Source organism: Enterococcus sp. AZ078, from assembly GCF_051714985.1.
Classification (GTDB): domain Bacteria; phylum Bacillota; class Bacilli; order Lactobacillales; family Enterococcaceae; genus Enterococcus_B; species Enterococcus_B hirae.
Genome location: NZ_JBIOSW010000001.1, coordinates 464,050 through 479,648 on the forward strand (window position 1 = coordinate 464,050; position 15,599 = coordinate 479,648).

Consider the following 15,599-nt stretch of genomic DNA (forward strand, 5'->3'; position numbering starts at 1 on the left):
TACCGTTTTTTTTAACGATTCTAAATTGGGGCGATGTTTATCTGGACAATTAAGAAAAGAGAGAAGATTGTAAAAAACGATGATCTAAACAGCAATAGCCCCCACCCACACAAGGGTTCTTGTGTAGAGGAGACAGGCTGGTGTTAAAGGCTGTACATAATCTATTTTTAGAGAATTTAGTCAATTTTATCCCTCAATTTCAATGACTCGATCGACTAAATCCTGGTAAAATTCTTGTTCATGAGAGACGATGATCACCTTCCCAGGAAAATGCTTGATACCGGTTTGTAAGCTATCTTTTGTTTCATGATCGATATGATTCGTTGGTTCATCAAGAATTAATAAGTTTCCTTGGTTCATCGTGAGTTGTGCCAATTTTACTTTGGTTTGTTCACCACCGCTAAGAGTAGAAAGTGGTTCACTAGCTAGTTGATTGACTAAACCAGATTTGGCTAGTTGTCTTCTTAATTCTTTAACGGTTGCTTTAGGAAACTGTGCGCCTAGATATTGTAAGGGTGTTTCTAAAGGTTTTTCCCAAATGAGATCTTGTGAAAAATAATTGATCGCTGTGTTGTCGGGAAAGTGATATTCGCCGGCTAGTTGTTCGATTTCGCCAATCAAGGTTTTCAAAAGTGTGGATTTACCAATACCGTTAAATCCACGAATCGCCACTTTTTCACCAAAGCGGATGGTTAGGTTGATCGGCGAAAGCAAAGGTCGGTCATACCCAATAACTAAATCGGTCGTTTCAACAGCCAATGTCGTTACGATCGGAGAATAAGGAAAATCGAAGATTGGCTTAGCTGTTGAGGCAGGCGGAGTCAATCGCTCAATTTTATCTAATTGTTTTTGGCGACTTTTTGCCATGGTAGAGCGAGAACCAGCTTTATATTTTCGGATATAAGCTTCGGTTTTTTCGATGTGCTTTTGTTGGGCATGGAATTGGCGTAGATAACTTTCACGGTTTTGTTCTTTTTGTCGTAATGCTTGTTTTAAATGACCCGTATATTTGGTGATTTTACCAAATTCTATGTCAGCGATATGGGTTGTGATTTTATCTAAAAATTCCTGGTCATGAGAAATCACGATATAAGCGCCCTCGAATGACTGTAAAAATTGAGTAAGCCATTGGATGTGTTGGTCGTCTAAGTGATTGGTTGGTTCATCTAAGATCAGGACATCGGGGGTTTCTAAGAGTAGTTTCGCTAAAATCACTTTAGAACGCTGTCCGCCACTCAGTTTTTTCAAGGGGGTCGACAAACCTAAAACGTCAATGCCTAGACCACTACTCATCTCAGCGACCAAGGTATCAATTTGATAGAATACTCCTTGGTCTAATTCTGTTTGAAGCTTTCCCGCTTTTTCGAGTAACGCCTCTTCCATTGTTTCGCTGTATTCTTGATAAAGTTGGGTAATCAATGCTTCTTTTTTAAATTCATCAGAGTAGGCTGTTTTTAAAAATTCTTCGATGGTCAATGTTTCATCCACCGCTACATATTGATCTAAATAGCCTCTATGGATATTTTTTTGCCAATGGACTTGTCCATCATCTGGTAGAATTTCTCCTGTGATGATCTTGATCAACGTACTTTTGCCAGCTCCATTTTGTCCGATCAATCCTAGATGTTCTCCAGCATTGACTTGGAGTTGTACATTTTCATATAAGATTTTATCTCCAAATTGTTACGTGATATTTGTTAATGTTAAAAGACTCATGTTCTGTTCCTTTCTAATAATGTTATGCATGTTAAGAAGACTAATAGAAGAAAGCAAAACAAATAAAAAAGCTGATCTGAAGTTGTTCAACATACTATAGGATCATTCGACATGATCGAACGAATCTAGGAGAACATGTCAGTTAAAATTTTTAAATAAGTTGCTCGTCTTTTAGAAAATCGTTTCTCAGTTAATGAGAAGTAGCGATTGTTTTCTAAATTTCTTGGTCTTTAATGTTTTAATTATAAAAAACGTATACTAAAAGTATCAGTTTAAAGGACATGCGATAGGTTATCTTATGCAACCTAACATGCAAGGGACAAGATTGTCAAGAAAACGAAAATCGTCAGTTTTGGTCTATACTAATATTGTAAAAAAAGACAAGTCGTGCTATAATTGGGCTATACCAAAAACAAAGGAGTAGTCGTTATGGAAATCATTCGAGTGAAAAATGCTGAAGAGGGCGGAAAAAAAGCTTTTGAAATTATTAAAAAAGGCATGGAAAATGGGGCAAAAGTATTAGGTCTTGCAACAGGTAGTACGCCAATTACTTTATACAAAGAAATGACTTCAAGCGATCTGGATTTCAGTGACATGACTTCTGTAAACTTAGACGAGTACGTTGGACTAGGCGGTTCAGATGATCAAAGTTACCGTCATTTTATGAATAGCCAATTGTTTGATAAAAAACCATTTAAAGAATCATATGTACCAGATGGAAAAGCTGCTGATCTTGAAGCGGCTTGTCAAGAATACGATGAAATCCTTGAACAACATCCAATCGATATCCAAATTCTAGGAATTGGTCAAAATGGACATATCGGATTCAATGAACCTGGTGCACCATTTGATGGCACAACTTCAGTAGTGGACTTAACAGAATCAACGATCAATGCGAATAAACGATTCTTTGAAAAGGCAGAAGATGTTCCAACAAAAGCTGTCTCAATGGGGATTGGTTCGATCTTAAAAGGAAAAGAGATTGTCTTACTTGCTTATGGTGAAAACAAAGCAGATGCAATCAAAGGAATGATTCAAGGACCAATGACCACTGATTTGCCAGCAAGTGCTTTACAAGAACACGACAACGTGATCGTGATTATTGATGATGCAGCAGGAAGCAAACTATAAGAATAAATAAAAATTTTGGGGGGCTGCTCGTTTTCAGCTCCCTTTTTTGATCGAATAAGATTTTTAATCTGTCGCACAAAGCAATGGGGTGATTTGCTTTGTTTGAAGTTGCGAAACATGCTATATTGGTTTGGAGGGGATTTATATGGATGAGATGATCTTATCGGTCCCAGAAATCATCTTACGACTAGGGATTGCATTGATCTTTGGCGGGGCGATTGGATTTGAACGGCAATATAAAAATCGTCCAGCAGGGATGCGGACGCATATTTTAGTATGTATGGGTGCTTGTATCATTGCGTTGATCCAAGTGGAAATTGCAAGTAAAGCGTTACGTGATGCGTTAGAATACCCAGAACTAGTTGGTACGATTCGCTCAGATGAAGCACGTTTGATTGCACAAGTCGTTAGTGGCGTTGGGTTTTTAGGAGCTGGCACGATCATTGTGACGAAACAATCAGTCACCGGGCTAACCACAGCTGCTTCCCTGTGGGCGATTGCTGGACTAGGAATCGCCATTGGTATGGGATTTTATTGGATTGCGATCATTAGTTTTATCGGGATCGTGATTGCATTAACGGTTGTCAAAAAAATTATCCACGTACCAACGACCAAAAAACTAGAAATCCAATATATTCATCGGAAAGAAACCAAAGATTTCTTGACCGAGTATTTTGAACAACGAGGAATTATCATTGAAGACGTAAATTTTGACGTGGATTTCGTGGAGGATTATCGGGTATATAAAAATATTTATACAATTGACTTACCAAAGGACATGACTTATGCAGATGTCATTGAAGAGTTATCTGTCCATAAAAATATCATGAAGCTTCATTTAGTTAGTGTGGCACAATGAAACAATTCCTTTCAGTTGGTAATATAAGGCTTTTCACACATTGATTTTATGAAGAGTCGGTTACAAAAGAAAAAACGCTCATTCGCTAAGAGAGTATTTCCTATTTTAGCCAATGAGCGTTTTTGGTGTCTTTTTTTGATTTATTTGCATTTGTTTAGATAATGATTTCAGTCATTAAGCTTAGAAGTTTTTTAAATTTGAAAATTAGCTACTAGTAATTAGAAAAAGAAAGAATATTTTTGTAGCTGTTTATCAGAAAAGAGCGCTTTAATTCTAATAAAATGATAAAATGAAAGTATCAAGTGTTGGAGGAGATGTATGCAAGCAAAGTTTAAAAATTCAAAATTATTATTTTGGACTGTCGAGTTGGTACTGACGATTATTGGGGTATATTTTATTTTACAGATGCCAAATGTCTTTAGTCCAGTGTTAAAAATGTTATCAGCGATTTTATTGCCATTGCTGGTTGCTGGATTTTTCTATTATATGTTTGATCCGGTCGTTGTTTTTTTGGAAAAACGAAAAATCCCAAGGGTTTATGGATACATATTAACGCTAGTTGTTCTAGTCGTACTAGCGGTTTTAGCGATAATGAATGTGATTCCACAATTGGCAGAACAGACGATCCAGTTGACTAAAAGTTTGCCGATGTATGCGGAAGAGACAAGTAAATGGCTCAATGAATTGGCACAGCGTGAGGAAATCAAAAATTTCAATATTGAAGAACAATTAGCTTCGGCTAATCTTTCGTTGAGTAATTTGTTCAATATTGTATTGGTAAGCTTATCCAGCAGTGTCTCTAAAGTTTTTTCATTTATGATGCAGTTTTTTGTTTTACTGTTTACCGTGCCTTTTATTCTATTATTCATGTTTAAAGACGGACACAAATTTATCGATGCTTTAGCAAAATTCTTTCCACAAGGGATTCGAGGTGAAGTACGTCAAACGGTCAAAGAACTAAATGAGACGTTATCGGCATATATCAGTAGTACGATCGTTGATGCGGTTATCATTGGTATCATGAGTTTTATTGCTATGACCATCTTTAAACAACCATATAGTTTATTGTTAGCTGTATTTTGTGGTATCACCAATATTATTCCATATGTGGGACCTTTTATTGGTGCTGTCCCGGCAGTGATCGTTGGTCTATTTGTTTCACCATTCCAAGCATTATACATGGCGCTTTCGATCCTTGTTATCCAACAATTAGATGGAAATGTAATCAAACCGTTATTATTTGGGAAAAACATGAATATGCATCCATTAACGATTATCTTAGTGTTGATCGGTGCTGGCAGTGTCGCAGGGATTCTAGGAATGTTGATTTGTATTCCGGTGTATGCTGTCATTAAAACATTAGTCTTGAATATCAGAAAAATTTACTTATTGCGAAAGTTTGATTCTGGTGTGGAACCAACGATCCAAGAGATAAAAACGAATGGACGTGAAAATTAAAGGTACTATAAAGAAGTAGAAGGTAGCACAACAGTAGTCACTAAGTAATTTTGTACACCATTCATTATTTATTAGAGAGAGCCTGGGACAAAACTTGTCTCAGGCTCTTTTAGTATCTCTAAAACGAATAAACGGTGAGACAAAAGCAGCATCTTCGGAAATAAGCCGAAATTTACCAAAAATTTGAGAAGCAATTTTCGGAAATTCCTTCTTATTTCTTGATGCTAAACACTTTTGTCTCAACCTCCTCTTTTTTTGTTAAAATTCTTATGAGTTCCTGGGATTATTTGAAAATGAGTAATTTTTGCCCATAATAAGTTAAAAAAGACTATAATAAACAAAATCTTTCTTACGCTTTCGTAAAAAGTAAGTAACGGATAACGAAGTTAAAGAAAACGCATACAAAATTGTCTGTTGCAATGGACAAAGTCCAGTGAAACAAAATAAATAATGTGTCTTATGATAAAGATACACAGGGGGGATGAAACATGACTAGTCAGATGAATCGAGAAAATAAGTTGATCCTTTTGTTATCAAAACAAAAAGATTATATGACTTCAGAAGAACTAGCCATTCTATTAGAAACTTCGACCAAAACAATTTACCGTTTGATAAAGAAAATCAATCTTGAATTTCCTAACGGTCACTTGATCCTAGCCGAAAAAGGTCGGGGGTACAAATTAGATTATGGGAAGTTTATCGAACAAACCAATGAACTGAATAAACCCTCTGTAGAGCTATCGCCTGCTGAACGTCAAGATCGAGTAATGGAAGAATTACTGATGGTTTCACCTAAAGCACTTAAAATCACTGAGCTGTTCAGAGATTATTATGTTGGTGATTCTGCTATTGCCAATGATGAAAAGCAGATAGCTAAGAAAATAAAAAAGTTTGATCTTGAACTGATCCGTAAAAATCGCACGCTTGCGATCCAAGGATCAGAAACAAATATTCGGCGAGGGATCGCCGAAGTCATCTGGCGGATGAATATTCTTGATATTGATGAAATCAATCGAACAAAAGAGTTGAATTTTAATCGTTACGATGTGTTGTTTGTATCAGAACAATTGAAATTGATTGAAAAAACATTAGGCGGTGGAATCCCTTATCCTTATAACGTCAATATTTTTTCACATCTGTACATCATGATCAGCCGTTCCAGAAAGACGAATTACCAAATCAAAGAAATCGAGTTATCTACCGAGCAACTTCAATCGTTAGACCACGAAAGTCCAATTTATGAGATGGCGATGATCGTGATCCAAAACGTGGAACGTTATCTCGTTACTCGCTTACCGATGAACGAAGTCTATTATTTGTATCAATATCTGGTATCCTCACGGATGGAAAAAACAACGCAAAAGAAACAGGTTTTTCCAGATAAAGTATCAGAAATTACCTCTTATTACCTGAAAGAGGTGGGCGATAAAATCAATCTGAAGGTGGCGAATGAAGCGATTTTTGTTGATCTAGCCAATCACATCAAACCAATGCTCAATCGGTTAAAAAATCATATCCATGTCAAAAACGGATTGTTAGAACAAATTCAATTGACCTATGAAGAGATTTATAAAAATGTATCAGTTGTTTCTAAAGATGTTAGCAAAAAGTATCAGCTGCCTTTGATCAATCAAGATGAAATCGGTTTTATCACATTATATTTTGCACGGATGTTGGAAACACAGCAACTACCGATTCAAACACTGATCATGTGTACTACAGGGATCGGTACTTCAGAATTATTAAGAGCAAAAATCAATAAGAAGTTTCCTGAACTGGCGGTCGTTGATGTGATTGCCACCAAGAATTACCAATCAGCATTAGAAAAAAATCCCGGAATTGAATTGATTTTAACAACCATTGGAATCAAAGATCCGCTGCCTGCACGTACATTACTTGTTAGCGGCATGTTAACAGCAGATGATCAGTTAAGAATCCAACGAAAGATTGAGGAAATATACAATGAAAGATGATTGGCTCGAATATGTTCCTCCCACAGTATTCCATTCACGAAATGAAGTCTATGAATGGCTAGCACAGCAAGTCGATTCAGAAATGGGAATAAAAAAAGAACAAATCGTACAAGCGTTGTTGGAACGCGAGGAAACTGGAGATATTCAAATTGATGAAGGGGTACTTCTACCTCATATTGAAAATCAATTAGTCAAAGCAACAAAAGTCATTATTTTGCCATTAGAACAAAGAATTGCGAACTGGAACCCAGCAATCCAACAAGTCGAGTTGATTCTTGCGGTATTTCTGGCACCGCAAGAAAAAATCGAAACCAAGCGTCAAATAGCAAACTTCATGCGCCTACTAGCAGATGAACAAGTAATCGAAACTTTAAAAGAAGGAAAAAGACTGGAAACAATCGATGGAAACGAAAGGAGAAATGACAAATGAAAATCATTGGAGTAGCAGCTTGTACCGTGGGGATTGCCCACACCTACATTGCTCAAGAAAAATTAGAAAATGCAGCTAAAAAAGCAGGGCATGAGATACACGTAGAAACCCAAGGAACCATCGGGATCGAGAATGAACTAACGCCTGCACAAATCAAAGAAGCAGATTTGGTGATCTTAGCAGTGGATGTAAAAATCAGTGGTCGAGAACGGTTTGAAGGAAAGCGGATCATCCAAGTACCGACTGAAATTGCGATCAAATCACCAAATAAGTTGATTGAGAAAGCCATGGAAGTCGTAAAACAGTAAAGAATAGGAGTGAAATTTGATGGTAGAAGTAGCAAAAATCATTGATCCAAATAATATTAAGACCAATTTAGTGGGGGAAACGAAAGATGAAGTACTCAAAGAATTGGCAACGGTGTTATTGCAAAATCATTATATTACAGATGTAGATGGCTTCATGGCAGATATCTATGCGCGAGAAGAAGAAGGACAAACTGGGATCGGCAATTATATTGCCATTCCTCATGGGAAAAGTCCTTATGTAGATAGAATTGGTGTAGCAATCGGTGTTACAGAAAATGAAATTCCGTGGGAATCATTAGATGGTAAGGGAGTCAAAGGAATTATTTTATTTGCAGTGGGGGATGATAATGAAGGGGCACAAGAACACTTGAAGTTACTTTCGCTATTTGCTAGGAAACTAGGTAATGATGAAGTAATCGAGCAATTGATCCAAGCAAAAGATGCAGATGAAGTGGCCGCAGCATTCAGCTAAAAATCAAAGGAGGATAAAAAGATGAAAATCGTTGGAGTAGCAGCTTGTACCGTGGGGATTGCCCACACCTATATTGCCCAAGAGAAACTAGAGAATGCGGCAAAAAAAGCAGGACATGAGATGCACGTAGAAACTCAAGGAACCATCGGGATCGAAAATGAATTAACACCCGAACAAATCAAGGAAGCAGATTTGGTAATCTTAGCAGTTGACGTGAAAATCAGTGGTCGAGAACGCTTTGAAGGGAAAAGAATCATCCAAGTACCAACTGAGATTGCGGTGAAATCACCCAATAAATTGATTGAAAAAGCGCAAGAAGTGTTAGTACAGCAAAGTATTTCATAAAAATAAGGAGGAAGACTGATGGAAAAGATAAAGAAGCTGAATCTGAAAGGGCATTTGTTAACTGCCATCTCTTATTTAATTCCCATTGTGTGTGGTGCGGGATTTCTGATTGCGATTGGGATGGCATTTGGTGGAACGAGCCAAGGAACTTTGGTGCAAGGCGAATTTTCATTTTTTGATGCCTTAGCAACGATGGGTGGTGCTGGTTTAGGCTTATTACCAGTCGTGATTGCTACGGGGATTTCTTACTCGATTGCTGGAAAACCTGGTATTGCTCCTGGCTTTATTATTGGTTTAACAGCTAATGCGATCGGTGCAGGGTTTATTGGTGGAATATTAGGTGGTTATCTAGCTGGTTATCTTGTTTTAGCAATTTTAAAATATTTCAAAGTGCCAAATTGGGCAAAAGGCTTGATGCCAACATTGATTATTCCTTTTGTTGCTTCATTTATTGGTGGATTAGTGATGGTCTATGTGATTGGAGCTCCAGTCGCAGCATTCACTTCTTTACTAACGAACTTCTTGGATGGATTAGGAAACTCTTCCTTGTTGATCTTTGGGGGAGTGATCGGTTTACTAAGTGGTGTTGACTATGGTGGACCAATCAACAAGACAGTTTTTGCTTTTGTGTTAACGATGCAAGCAGAAGGCGTGAACGGTCCTATTACAGCTTTACAACTTGTGAATACCGCTACACCAATCGGTTTTGGCCTAGCTTATTTCATAGCTAAACTTTTCCGCAAAAACATTTATACAAAGGTTGAAGTGGAAACCTTAAAGTCAGCAGTTCCTATGGGTGTGATCAATATCGTTGAAGGGGTCATCCCGCTAGTGATGAATGATATTGTTCGTGGGGTTGTAGCAACTGCAATCGGGGGCTTTGCTGGTGGTGCGACTACTATGATCTTAGGTGCAGATGCAACGGTTCCTTTTGGAGGCGTTTTAATGATCCCAACGATGTCACGTCCTTGGGCAGGCGTTATCGCCATTTTAGTCAATGTGATCGTGACAGCGGTTGTTTTAGCCATCATTAAGAAAGATGTTGGTGAGGAAGTCACAACAGTCCCAGAAAAAGAAGAGGAAGACATTCGTTTAGATGACATTCAAATCTTTTAAGCGATAAAGCAAATTAGTTAAAAGGTGTCGCTATAGTGTAGATAAATTATAGAATAAAGGAGTTTTTTCAATGAGCAAAGTAGCTTTTTCACCATCCTTAATGACGATGGATTTAGATAAATTCAAAGAACAAATCGAATTTTTGAATGAACATGTTGATTCTTACCATATCGATATCATGGACGGCCATTACGTTCCGAACATTACATTATCGCCATGGTTCATCGATGAAGTACGTAAAATCAGTCAATTACCTATGTCTGCTCATTTAATGGTCAGCGATCAAAGTTTTTGGGTAAATCAACTAATCCAACAAAAATGTGAGTGGATTTGTATGCATGCTGAATTACTTGACGGTTTAGCTTTTCGTTTGATTGATCAAATCCATGATGCTGGCTTAAAAGCTGGAGTAGTCTTAAACCCTGAAACACCAATTGAAACGATTTTTCCTTATATCGAATTAGTTGATAAAGTAACGATCATGACAGTTGATCCAGGATTTGCTGGTCAACGATTTATCGAAAGTACATTAGATAAAATCACCGCATTACGACAATTACGGCAAGAAAAAGGATATCATTATTTGATCGAAATGGATGGTTCGTCTAACCGTCAATCATTTAAGCGAATTGATCAAGCCAATCCAGATATTTATATTATTGGGCGTAGCGGATTATTCGGCTTAGATGAGGATATCAAAACTTCTTGGGAGATCATGAAAAAAGATTTTGAAGAGATGACTGGAAAAACAGTCGAATCAAATAGTATAAATGCGTACAGTCTATAGCTATACAAGAATCAAAAATTACTTTTAGGGAATAAATACGCTTTTCTTGCAATACCCGTGTAAGGAATGCTGAGAATATAAACAAAAAATAAACCAAAGAACTTCAAAAATAGGGAAATCTATTTTTTGGATTCTTTGGTTTATTTTGCGTACTTAGGTTTAGGTACCTCTGTCACGATCTCTCAAAAATGATCGATCAATAGAGAAATTCGGTATCGTGTTTCAATGCAAGTTGTAAGTAATCATCTGCTGGTTGTTGATCCGTGACGATGTATTCAAAAGAGGTCCAATCAGAAAATTTATACGCATGTTTTTTATCAAATTTTGTATAGTCGACTAATAACAAACTTTTATCTCCTCTAGACATTACCTTCTTTTTCACTAAGGCTTGAGCAAAATTAGCTTCATAGATCCCTGATAAATCAATTCCTGTCGAACTAAAAATACATAAATCGATTTGAAAAAGGTCTAAGAAAGAATTCCCATAGTCCCCAACAACGCTCTCGGCATCCTTGATTACTTCACCCGCCAGCATAAAAACTTTGGAATCTTCCGTACAAGCTTGAGAAAGCTCATAGGCGATTTTCAAGCCATTGGTTATGACAACGAGATTTGACAGTTTAACTAAATAGGGAAGCAGCTGTTTCACAGTTGAACTTGAGTCAATAAAAAGACTCATTCCTGGTCCAATAAATGTGCTAGCGATCTCCGCAATTTTTTCTTTTTCTTGAACCATGACATTTTCACGATAATTTGTTGAGATGACGTGATTTCTTTCGACTTCTAAAACGACACCACCACGGTAACGACGGATGATCCCATCTTTTTCAAGTGCGACTAATTCACGCCTTAAAGTCGAAGGAGAGCAAAACAACTGTTTTTGCAGTTCTGAGTTATCTAATTTTTTATATTTTTTTAGCAAAGTTAAGATTTGTTCTTTTCGTGACTCAGTCATGGCTATCCCTCCTTAACCACTGGTCTAACATGACTAAAGTGTACCACAAGAAACTTATTTTTGTCCGTATGTTTTAAAACGAATCGCCATATTTGCCATTTCTTCTTCAGACATCAAGGTTGGTTTGCCAACACTTGAAGCTATGATATGGACTTTTGAACAATATTCTAATTCTTCTAAAACGGCAAAGGCTTCAGTCATTGTCTTTCCACCAGTTAAAACGCCATGATTTGCTAATAAAACGGCTTTTCGATCTTTCATGGCTTCACAGGCATTTAGAGATAATTCTTCCGTGCCAAATGAAGCATAGTCTGCACAACGAACATCTTTACCGGCAACAGCAATCATGTAATGTGATGCAGGCAATGGTTGTCTGAGGACCGCTAGCGCAGTGGAATAAATCGTGTGACCATGGATGATATAGTCTAGATCTTCCCGCTTTTCATACATGATCCCGTGCATTCGCCATTCACTGGAAGGGCGACGATGACCTTGAACAATCGTTCCATCTAATCGCATAGTCACGATGTCAGGTAATTCGATTTTATCAAATGGGATTCCAGAAGGCGTGATGAGCATCACTTCATCTTGTCGGATATACGTACTTAAATTTCCGCCTGTTCCTAAGGTATAGCCATCTGCTATTAATTTATTTCCATAATCGATCAATTCTTGTTTTTGTATTGAATACATCATAATCCTTCTTCCATCATCTTATTTATAAAAGGGGCCAAATGATTGGCAAGCATTGAAATCAGCTGCTTCTAAATCTTTTGTTCCGAAACCAGAAAAGGCGTGGGGTCTAAAGATTTTTTCACTAGGTACGTTGTGAAGTGAAACGGGAATGCGAAGCATACTGGCTAATGTCAGTAGTTCTGCGCCTACGTGACCGTGGACACTAGCGCCATGGTTGCTTCCCCAGTGGTTCATCATCGTATACACATCTTCAAAGCCTTTTTCACCTAAGTTTGGTGCAAACCAGAGTGTTGGCCATGTTTGATCGGTTCGTTCGTTTAAGATGTCATGGACTTCATCAGGTAATGAACAGGAATAACCCTCTGCTACTTGTAAGGTTGGTCCCACACCTTCAACGATATTCAAACGAATGAGCGTTAAAGGTAATTCTGCTTGTAGATGGTATTGGCTGGAGAAGCCACCGCCTCTAAAGTATTCATAATTAGCCCGACACCATTTTGTTTTTTCTAAGCAGGCTTGGATATCGGTTTTCGTCATATTCCAAAATTCTTTCATCGTTGGATTACCTTCGTGATCGATACTTCCACCACTGCCATCTAAAGCACTCGCACCTGAATTCAGTAGATGGATTAAGCCATGTTGTGCTTTACCCGTTAATTTGTGCCCAGTGATTCTTTCTACTGACTCCGCACTCCAATAGGTTCTGACATCGGAAAAAATCGGTGCTTTATTAGTCAATAAAGAGCCAAATAACATAGCAGCAGCGTTACAGGTATCATTTTCAGTAGCGAATGAGACGGGTTGTTTAGGGCCGTTCCAGTCAAAAGTACTGGTTAAAATAGATTCCATAAAATCGCCATTGGGTAGCCAGTCGGTCCATTGTCGTTGTCCTTGGAACCCTCCAGCAATGGCATTTCTGCCTTTTGCTTCTTCCAGCCAACCCAATTTTGCTAGTTCAGGGTTGCCAAATAAAAGATCACGAACGATTAGTGTTTGTTTGGCAATAAAGTCCCACTGATCTTCTTCAGCGATATAGCGTGATTTTGTAATAACTTCAGGGAATGACTTGCCTGCATTGATATCGATTCCTTCCTGACAATATTGTTTGATCCAAGTTCTAATGGTGTCATATTCTTTCGGATCAAAGATATTTAGTTCGATTCGACGTAAGACTTCAGTCATATCCACATATTCGACTTGCATCCCTAGATATTTTTCAAAAAAGGTTTGATTGATTTGACTACCGGCAATTCCCATCGAAGAAGCACCAATGTTCACATAAGATTTGTTTTTCATTTCCCCAGCCGCCACACTCGCACGTGCAAAGAGTAAGATTTTTTCTTGGACGTCAGCTGGAATCGACTTGTCGTCACTATCTTGGACTTGTTCACCATAGATCTTATAGGCAGGAATTCCTTTTTGCGCATAGCCACTCATAGCGGCAGCTAAGTAAACAGCTCCTGGTCGTTCTGTACCATTAAATCCCCAAATCGCCTTAAAGGTATCTGGTCGTAAATCGATCGTTTCTGTGCCATAGCACCAGCAAGGTGTCACCGTTAAGGTAGCAACTACATCTTGACGGGCAAAATCATCGTCAACAAAGCTGGCATCGGCGTAACCGCCAATCGTTTGTTCTGGTAAAACGCACTGTACTGGAGTGCCGTCCATGTAATAAAGGGATGATTCGATCAATTCTTTTGCTCGACGCGCCATGTCCAGCGTTTGTTGTTCTAATGATTCACGGACGCCTCCTTGTCTGCCATCGATCGTGGGTCTAATGCCGATTTTAGGATAATTCATTGATGTTCCTCCTCATAAATTGTTTATAGTTGATATAAGTTTGGTTAAAGGGTGTCGAAGTTTCTGGAAAAAAAGAAATTGGTGGATAATTTTCTGTGACGAGTGTCACCAATTCCTCTCTATTTTTGATTGCTTTGATCGCTAAAAATTGGGCTAACGCATTACCTAAAGCTGAATTTTCAGAATAGCAGACCTCTATCGTCGTTTGCGTTAAATTGGCTGTTAGTTGAGTCAAAAAGTGTGATTTACTCCCACCACCAAATAAATATAGCTTAGTGAAAGGAGCGGAACCTGCTAATTTATCGAACGTTTCAGCGTATTTAAATGCTAGATTTTGATAGATGGCTAAAAACAATTGTTGTGGCTCTTCAATTGATGAAAAATGATGTTGGTTTCCGTATTGCTGCAATTTTTTTACAAATTGACCTTTACTCAAAAATTCAGGATGTTCGTTATCAAAGAAAAAATGAATCGGCTCAGCAGTAAGTAGCATGTCTTGGATCTGTTGGATCGTGATTGACTGGGTTTGATTGCTGAACGCTAAAGCTTCCTCAATGAACCACATTCCTAACATGTTTTTGATTTTTAATATTTTTCCATCACCGGCTTGTTCATAAGAATAGTTCGTATCTAATGGGTGATTGACCAAAATTCCTCTTTCTGATTTTTCTCCTAGAACAGACCAGGTGCCAGAGGATAAAAAGAAACAAGAGTGATCGTTGGTTGGTAAAGCAAAGATCGCACTAGCAGTATCATGGGACATCACCGAATGAATCGGAAGTTGTTTTTCGGCTAGATTTATCAAACCGATTTTTGTATATGGAAGAACGATCGTTGAAAACAAGGAAGGGGAAATCCCTAATTGTTCAATAAGGTCGGATGCCCATTGATGTTTATCGATATCGAATAATTGACTCGTTGAGGCGATCGAAGATTCTGTTAAGATCGTACCTGTTAATAAAAAATGGATCAGATCAGGCATCATCAAAAGAGTACTTGCTTTATTTAGCTGCTCAGGATAATGTTTTTTTAAGTAGAGTAGTTGGGAACTGGTATTGATCGATGCATTTGGAATCCCTGTACGTTCGTGAAAGTGAGTTGGTAAATCCCCACCATAATGTAAATTAGGTTCTTTCAGCATAGTTTGATAGCAAAGTGGTGGTAGCACTAGCTGTCCTTTTTTATCTATCAAACCAAAATCACAGCCCCATGTATCGATGCCGATACTTTCAATGACATATTCTGTAGTTGCTAAAGTAATGATTTCCTTGATATTCGTCATGATTTTCTCAATATTCCAATGGATTTCATCTTTGTTGGGATCAATCACTTGGTAATCAGTGAAACGATAAACTTTTTCTTCCTTGATTTGACCATTCATTAAGGAAAAAACGATACCTCGCGCACTGGTAGCACCTAAATCAAAGGCTAAGATCGTACTCATAGATTTTTCCTCCTTTTCTAAGTGGATAGCAAATCTGCTTCGGTTATAATCATACAATAGAACGCTTACATATTTTCGCGTGAATCATTTTTTGAATAAATGTCAACAA

Annotated in this window: 15 protein-coding genes; 10 read left to right on the plus strand and 5 right to left on the minus strand. The window is 37.8% G+C overall.

Annotated elements, in window-relative coordinates; all coding sequences use genetic code 11:
* Positions 1-186 precede the first annotated feature (186 nt).
* The gene (locus IGJ18_RS02215; RefSeq protein WP_438843445.1) at positions 187-1,668 is read right to left on the minus strand and encodes an ABC-F family ATP-binding cassette domain-containing protein; all 1,482 of its coding nucleotides are present in this window, start codon (positions 1,666-1,668) and stop codon (positions 187-189) included.
* 477 nt (positions 1,669-2,145) lie between these two features.
* On the opposite strand from IGJ18_RS02215, the gene IGJ18_RS02220 reads away from it, so the two are divergent.
* From IGJ18_RS02220 to alsE, 10 genes are all read left to right on the plus strand, one after another.
* The gene (locus IGJ18_RS02220) at positions 2,146-2,847 is read left to right on the plus strand and encodes a glucosamine-6-phosphate deaminase (protein WP_010720087.1); all 702 of its coding nucleotides are present in this window, start codon (positions 2,146-2,148) and stop codon (positions 2,845-2,847) included.
* Between the two features lie 145 nt (positions 2,848-2,992).
* Positions 2,993-3,706 carry an MgtC/SapB family protein gene (locus tag IGJ18_RS02225; protein ID WP_010720086.1) on the plus strand — a complete coding sequence of 238 codons (714 nt, stop codon included), beginning with the start codon at positions 2,993-2,995 and terminating at the stop codon, positions 3,704-3,706.
* A gap of 318 nt (positions 3,707-4,024) precedes the next feature.
* Entirely contained in the window at positions 4,025-5,164 is a 1,140-nt protein-coding gene (locus IGJ18_RS02230) for an AI-2E family transporter (RefSeq protein ID WP_010738456.1), read from the plus strand.
* 488 nt (positions 5,165-5,652) lie between these two features.
* Positions 5,653-7,137 carry a BglG family transcription antiterminator gene (locus IGJ18_RS02235; protein ID WP_010720084.1) on the plus strand — a complete coding sequence of 495 codons (1,485 nt, stop codon included), beginning with the start codon at positions 5,653-5,655 and terminating at the stop codon, positions 7,135-7,137.
* Positions 7,127-7,567, plus strand: coding sequence for a PTS sugar transporter subunit IIA (locus tag IGJ18_RS02240; protein ID WP_034699503.1), 441 nt, complete (start codon positions 7,127-7,129; stop codon positions 7,565-7,567). Before IGJ18_RS02235 ends, IGJ18_RS02240 begins: the two co-directional genes overlap by 11 nt.
* Complete coding sequence (locus tag IGJ18_RS02245; protein WP_010720082.1) at positions 7,564-7,875, plus strand: PTS fructose transporter subunit IIB; 312 nt, start codon at positions 7,564-7,566, stop codon at positions 7,873-7,875. The genes IGJ18_RS02240 and IGJ18_RS02245 overlap by 4 nt, the downstream gene beginning before the upstream one ends.
* A gap of 19 nt (positions 7,876-7,894) precedes the next feature.
* On the plus strand, positions 7,895-8,347 hold the full coding sequence (locus IGJ18_RS02250; protein ID WP_438842807.1) for a PTS sugar transporter subunit IIA: 453 nt from the start codon (positions 7,895-7,897) through the stop codon (positions 8,345-8,347).
* Positions 8,348-8,368: 21 nt separating this feature from the next.
* On the plus strand, positions 8,369-8,692 hold the full coding sequence (locus IGJ18_RS02255; RefSeq protein WP_010720080.1) for a PTS fructose transporter subunit IIB: 324 nt from the start codon (positions 8,369-8,371) through the stop codon (positions 8,690-8,692).
* An 18-nt stretch (positions 8,693-8,710) separates the two neighbouring features.
* Complete coding sequence (locus tag IGJ18_RS02260; RefSeq protein WP_010720079.1) at positions 8,711-9,808, plus strand: PTS fructose transporter subunit IIC; 1,098 nt, start codon at positions 8,711-8,713, stop codon at positions 9,806-9,808.
* A 70-nt stretch (positions 9,809-9,878) separates the two neighbouring features.
* Positions 9,879-10,595, plus strand: a complete 717-nt coding sequence (gene alsE, locus IGJ18_RS02265; protein ID WP_010720078.1) for a D-allulose 6-phosphate 3-epimerase — start codon at positions 9,879-9,881, stop codon at positions 10,593-10,595.
* Positions 10,596-10,791: 196 nt separating this feature from the next.
* Here the strand turns inward: alsE and IGJ18_RS02270 are convergent, their stop codons facing one another.
* Genes IGJ18_RS02270 through IGJ18_RS02285 form a run of 4 tightly spaced genes read right to left on the minus strand, consistent with a single transcriptional unit; the run spans position 10,792 to position 15,490 of the window.
* Positions 10,792-11,550 (minus strand): DeoR/GlpR family DNA-binding transcription regulator, encoded by a 759-nt coding sequence (locus IGJ18_RS02270; protein WP_010720077.1) that lies wholly within the window; start codon positions 11,548-11,550, stop codon positions 10,792-10,794.
* Between the two features lie 54 nt (positions 11,551-11,604).
* Positions 11,605-12,243: an L-fuculose-phosphate aldolase gene (locus tag IGJ18_RS02275; protein WP_080704605.1), complete on the minus strand. Its 639-nt coding sequence runs from the start codon at positions 12,241-12,243 to the stop codon at positions 11,605-11,607.
* Between the two features lie 21 nt (positions 12,244-12,264).
* Positions 12,265-14,046, minus strand: a complete 1,782-nt coding sequence (locus IGJ18_RS02280) for an L-fucose isomerase (protein WP_034699509.1) — start codon at positions 14,044-14,046, stop codon at positions 12,265-12,267.
* A complete protein-coding gene (locus IGJ18_RS02285; RefSeq protein ID WP_438842808.1) occupies positions 14,033-15,490 on the minus strand; it encodes a rhamnulokinase in 1,458 nt (485 codons plus the stop codon). The genes IGJ18_RS02280 and IGJ18_RS02285 overlap by 14 nt, the downstream gene beginning before the upstream one ends.
* Between the last annotated feature and the right edge of the window lie 109 nt (positions 15,491-15,599).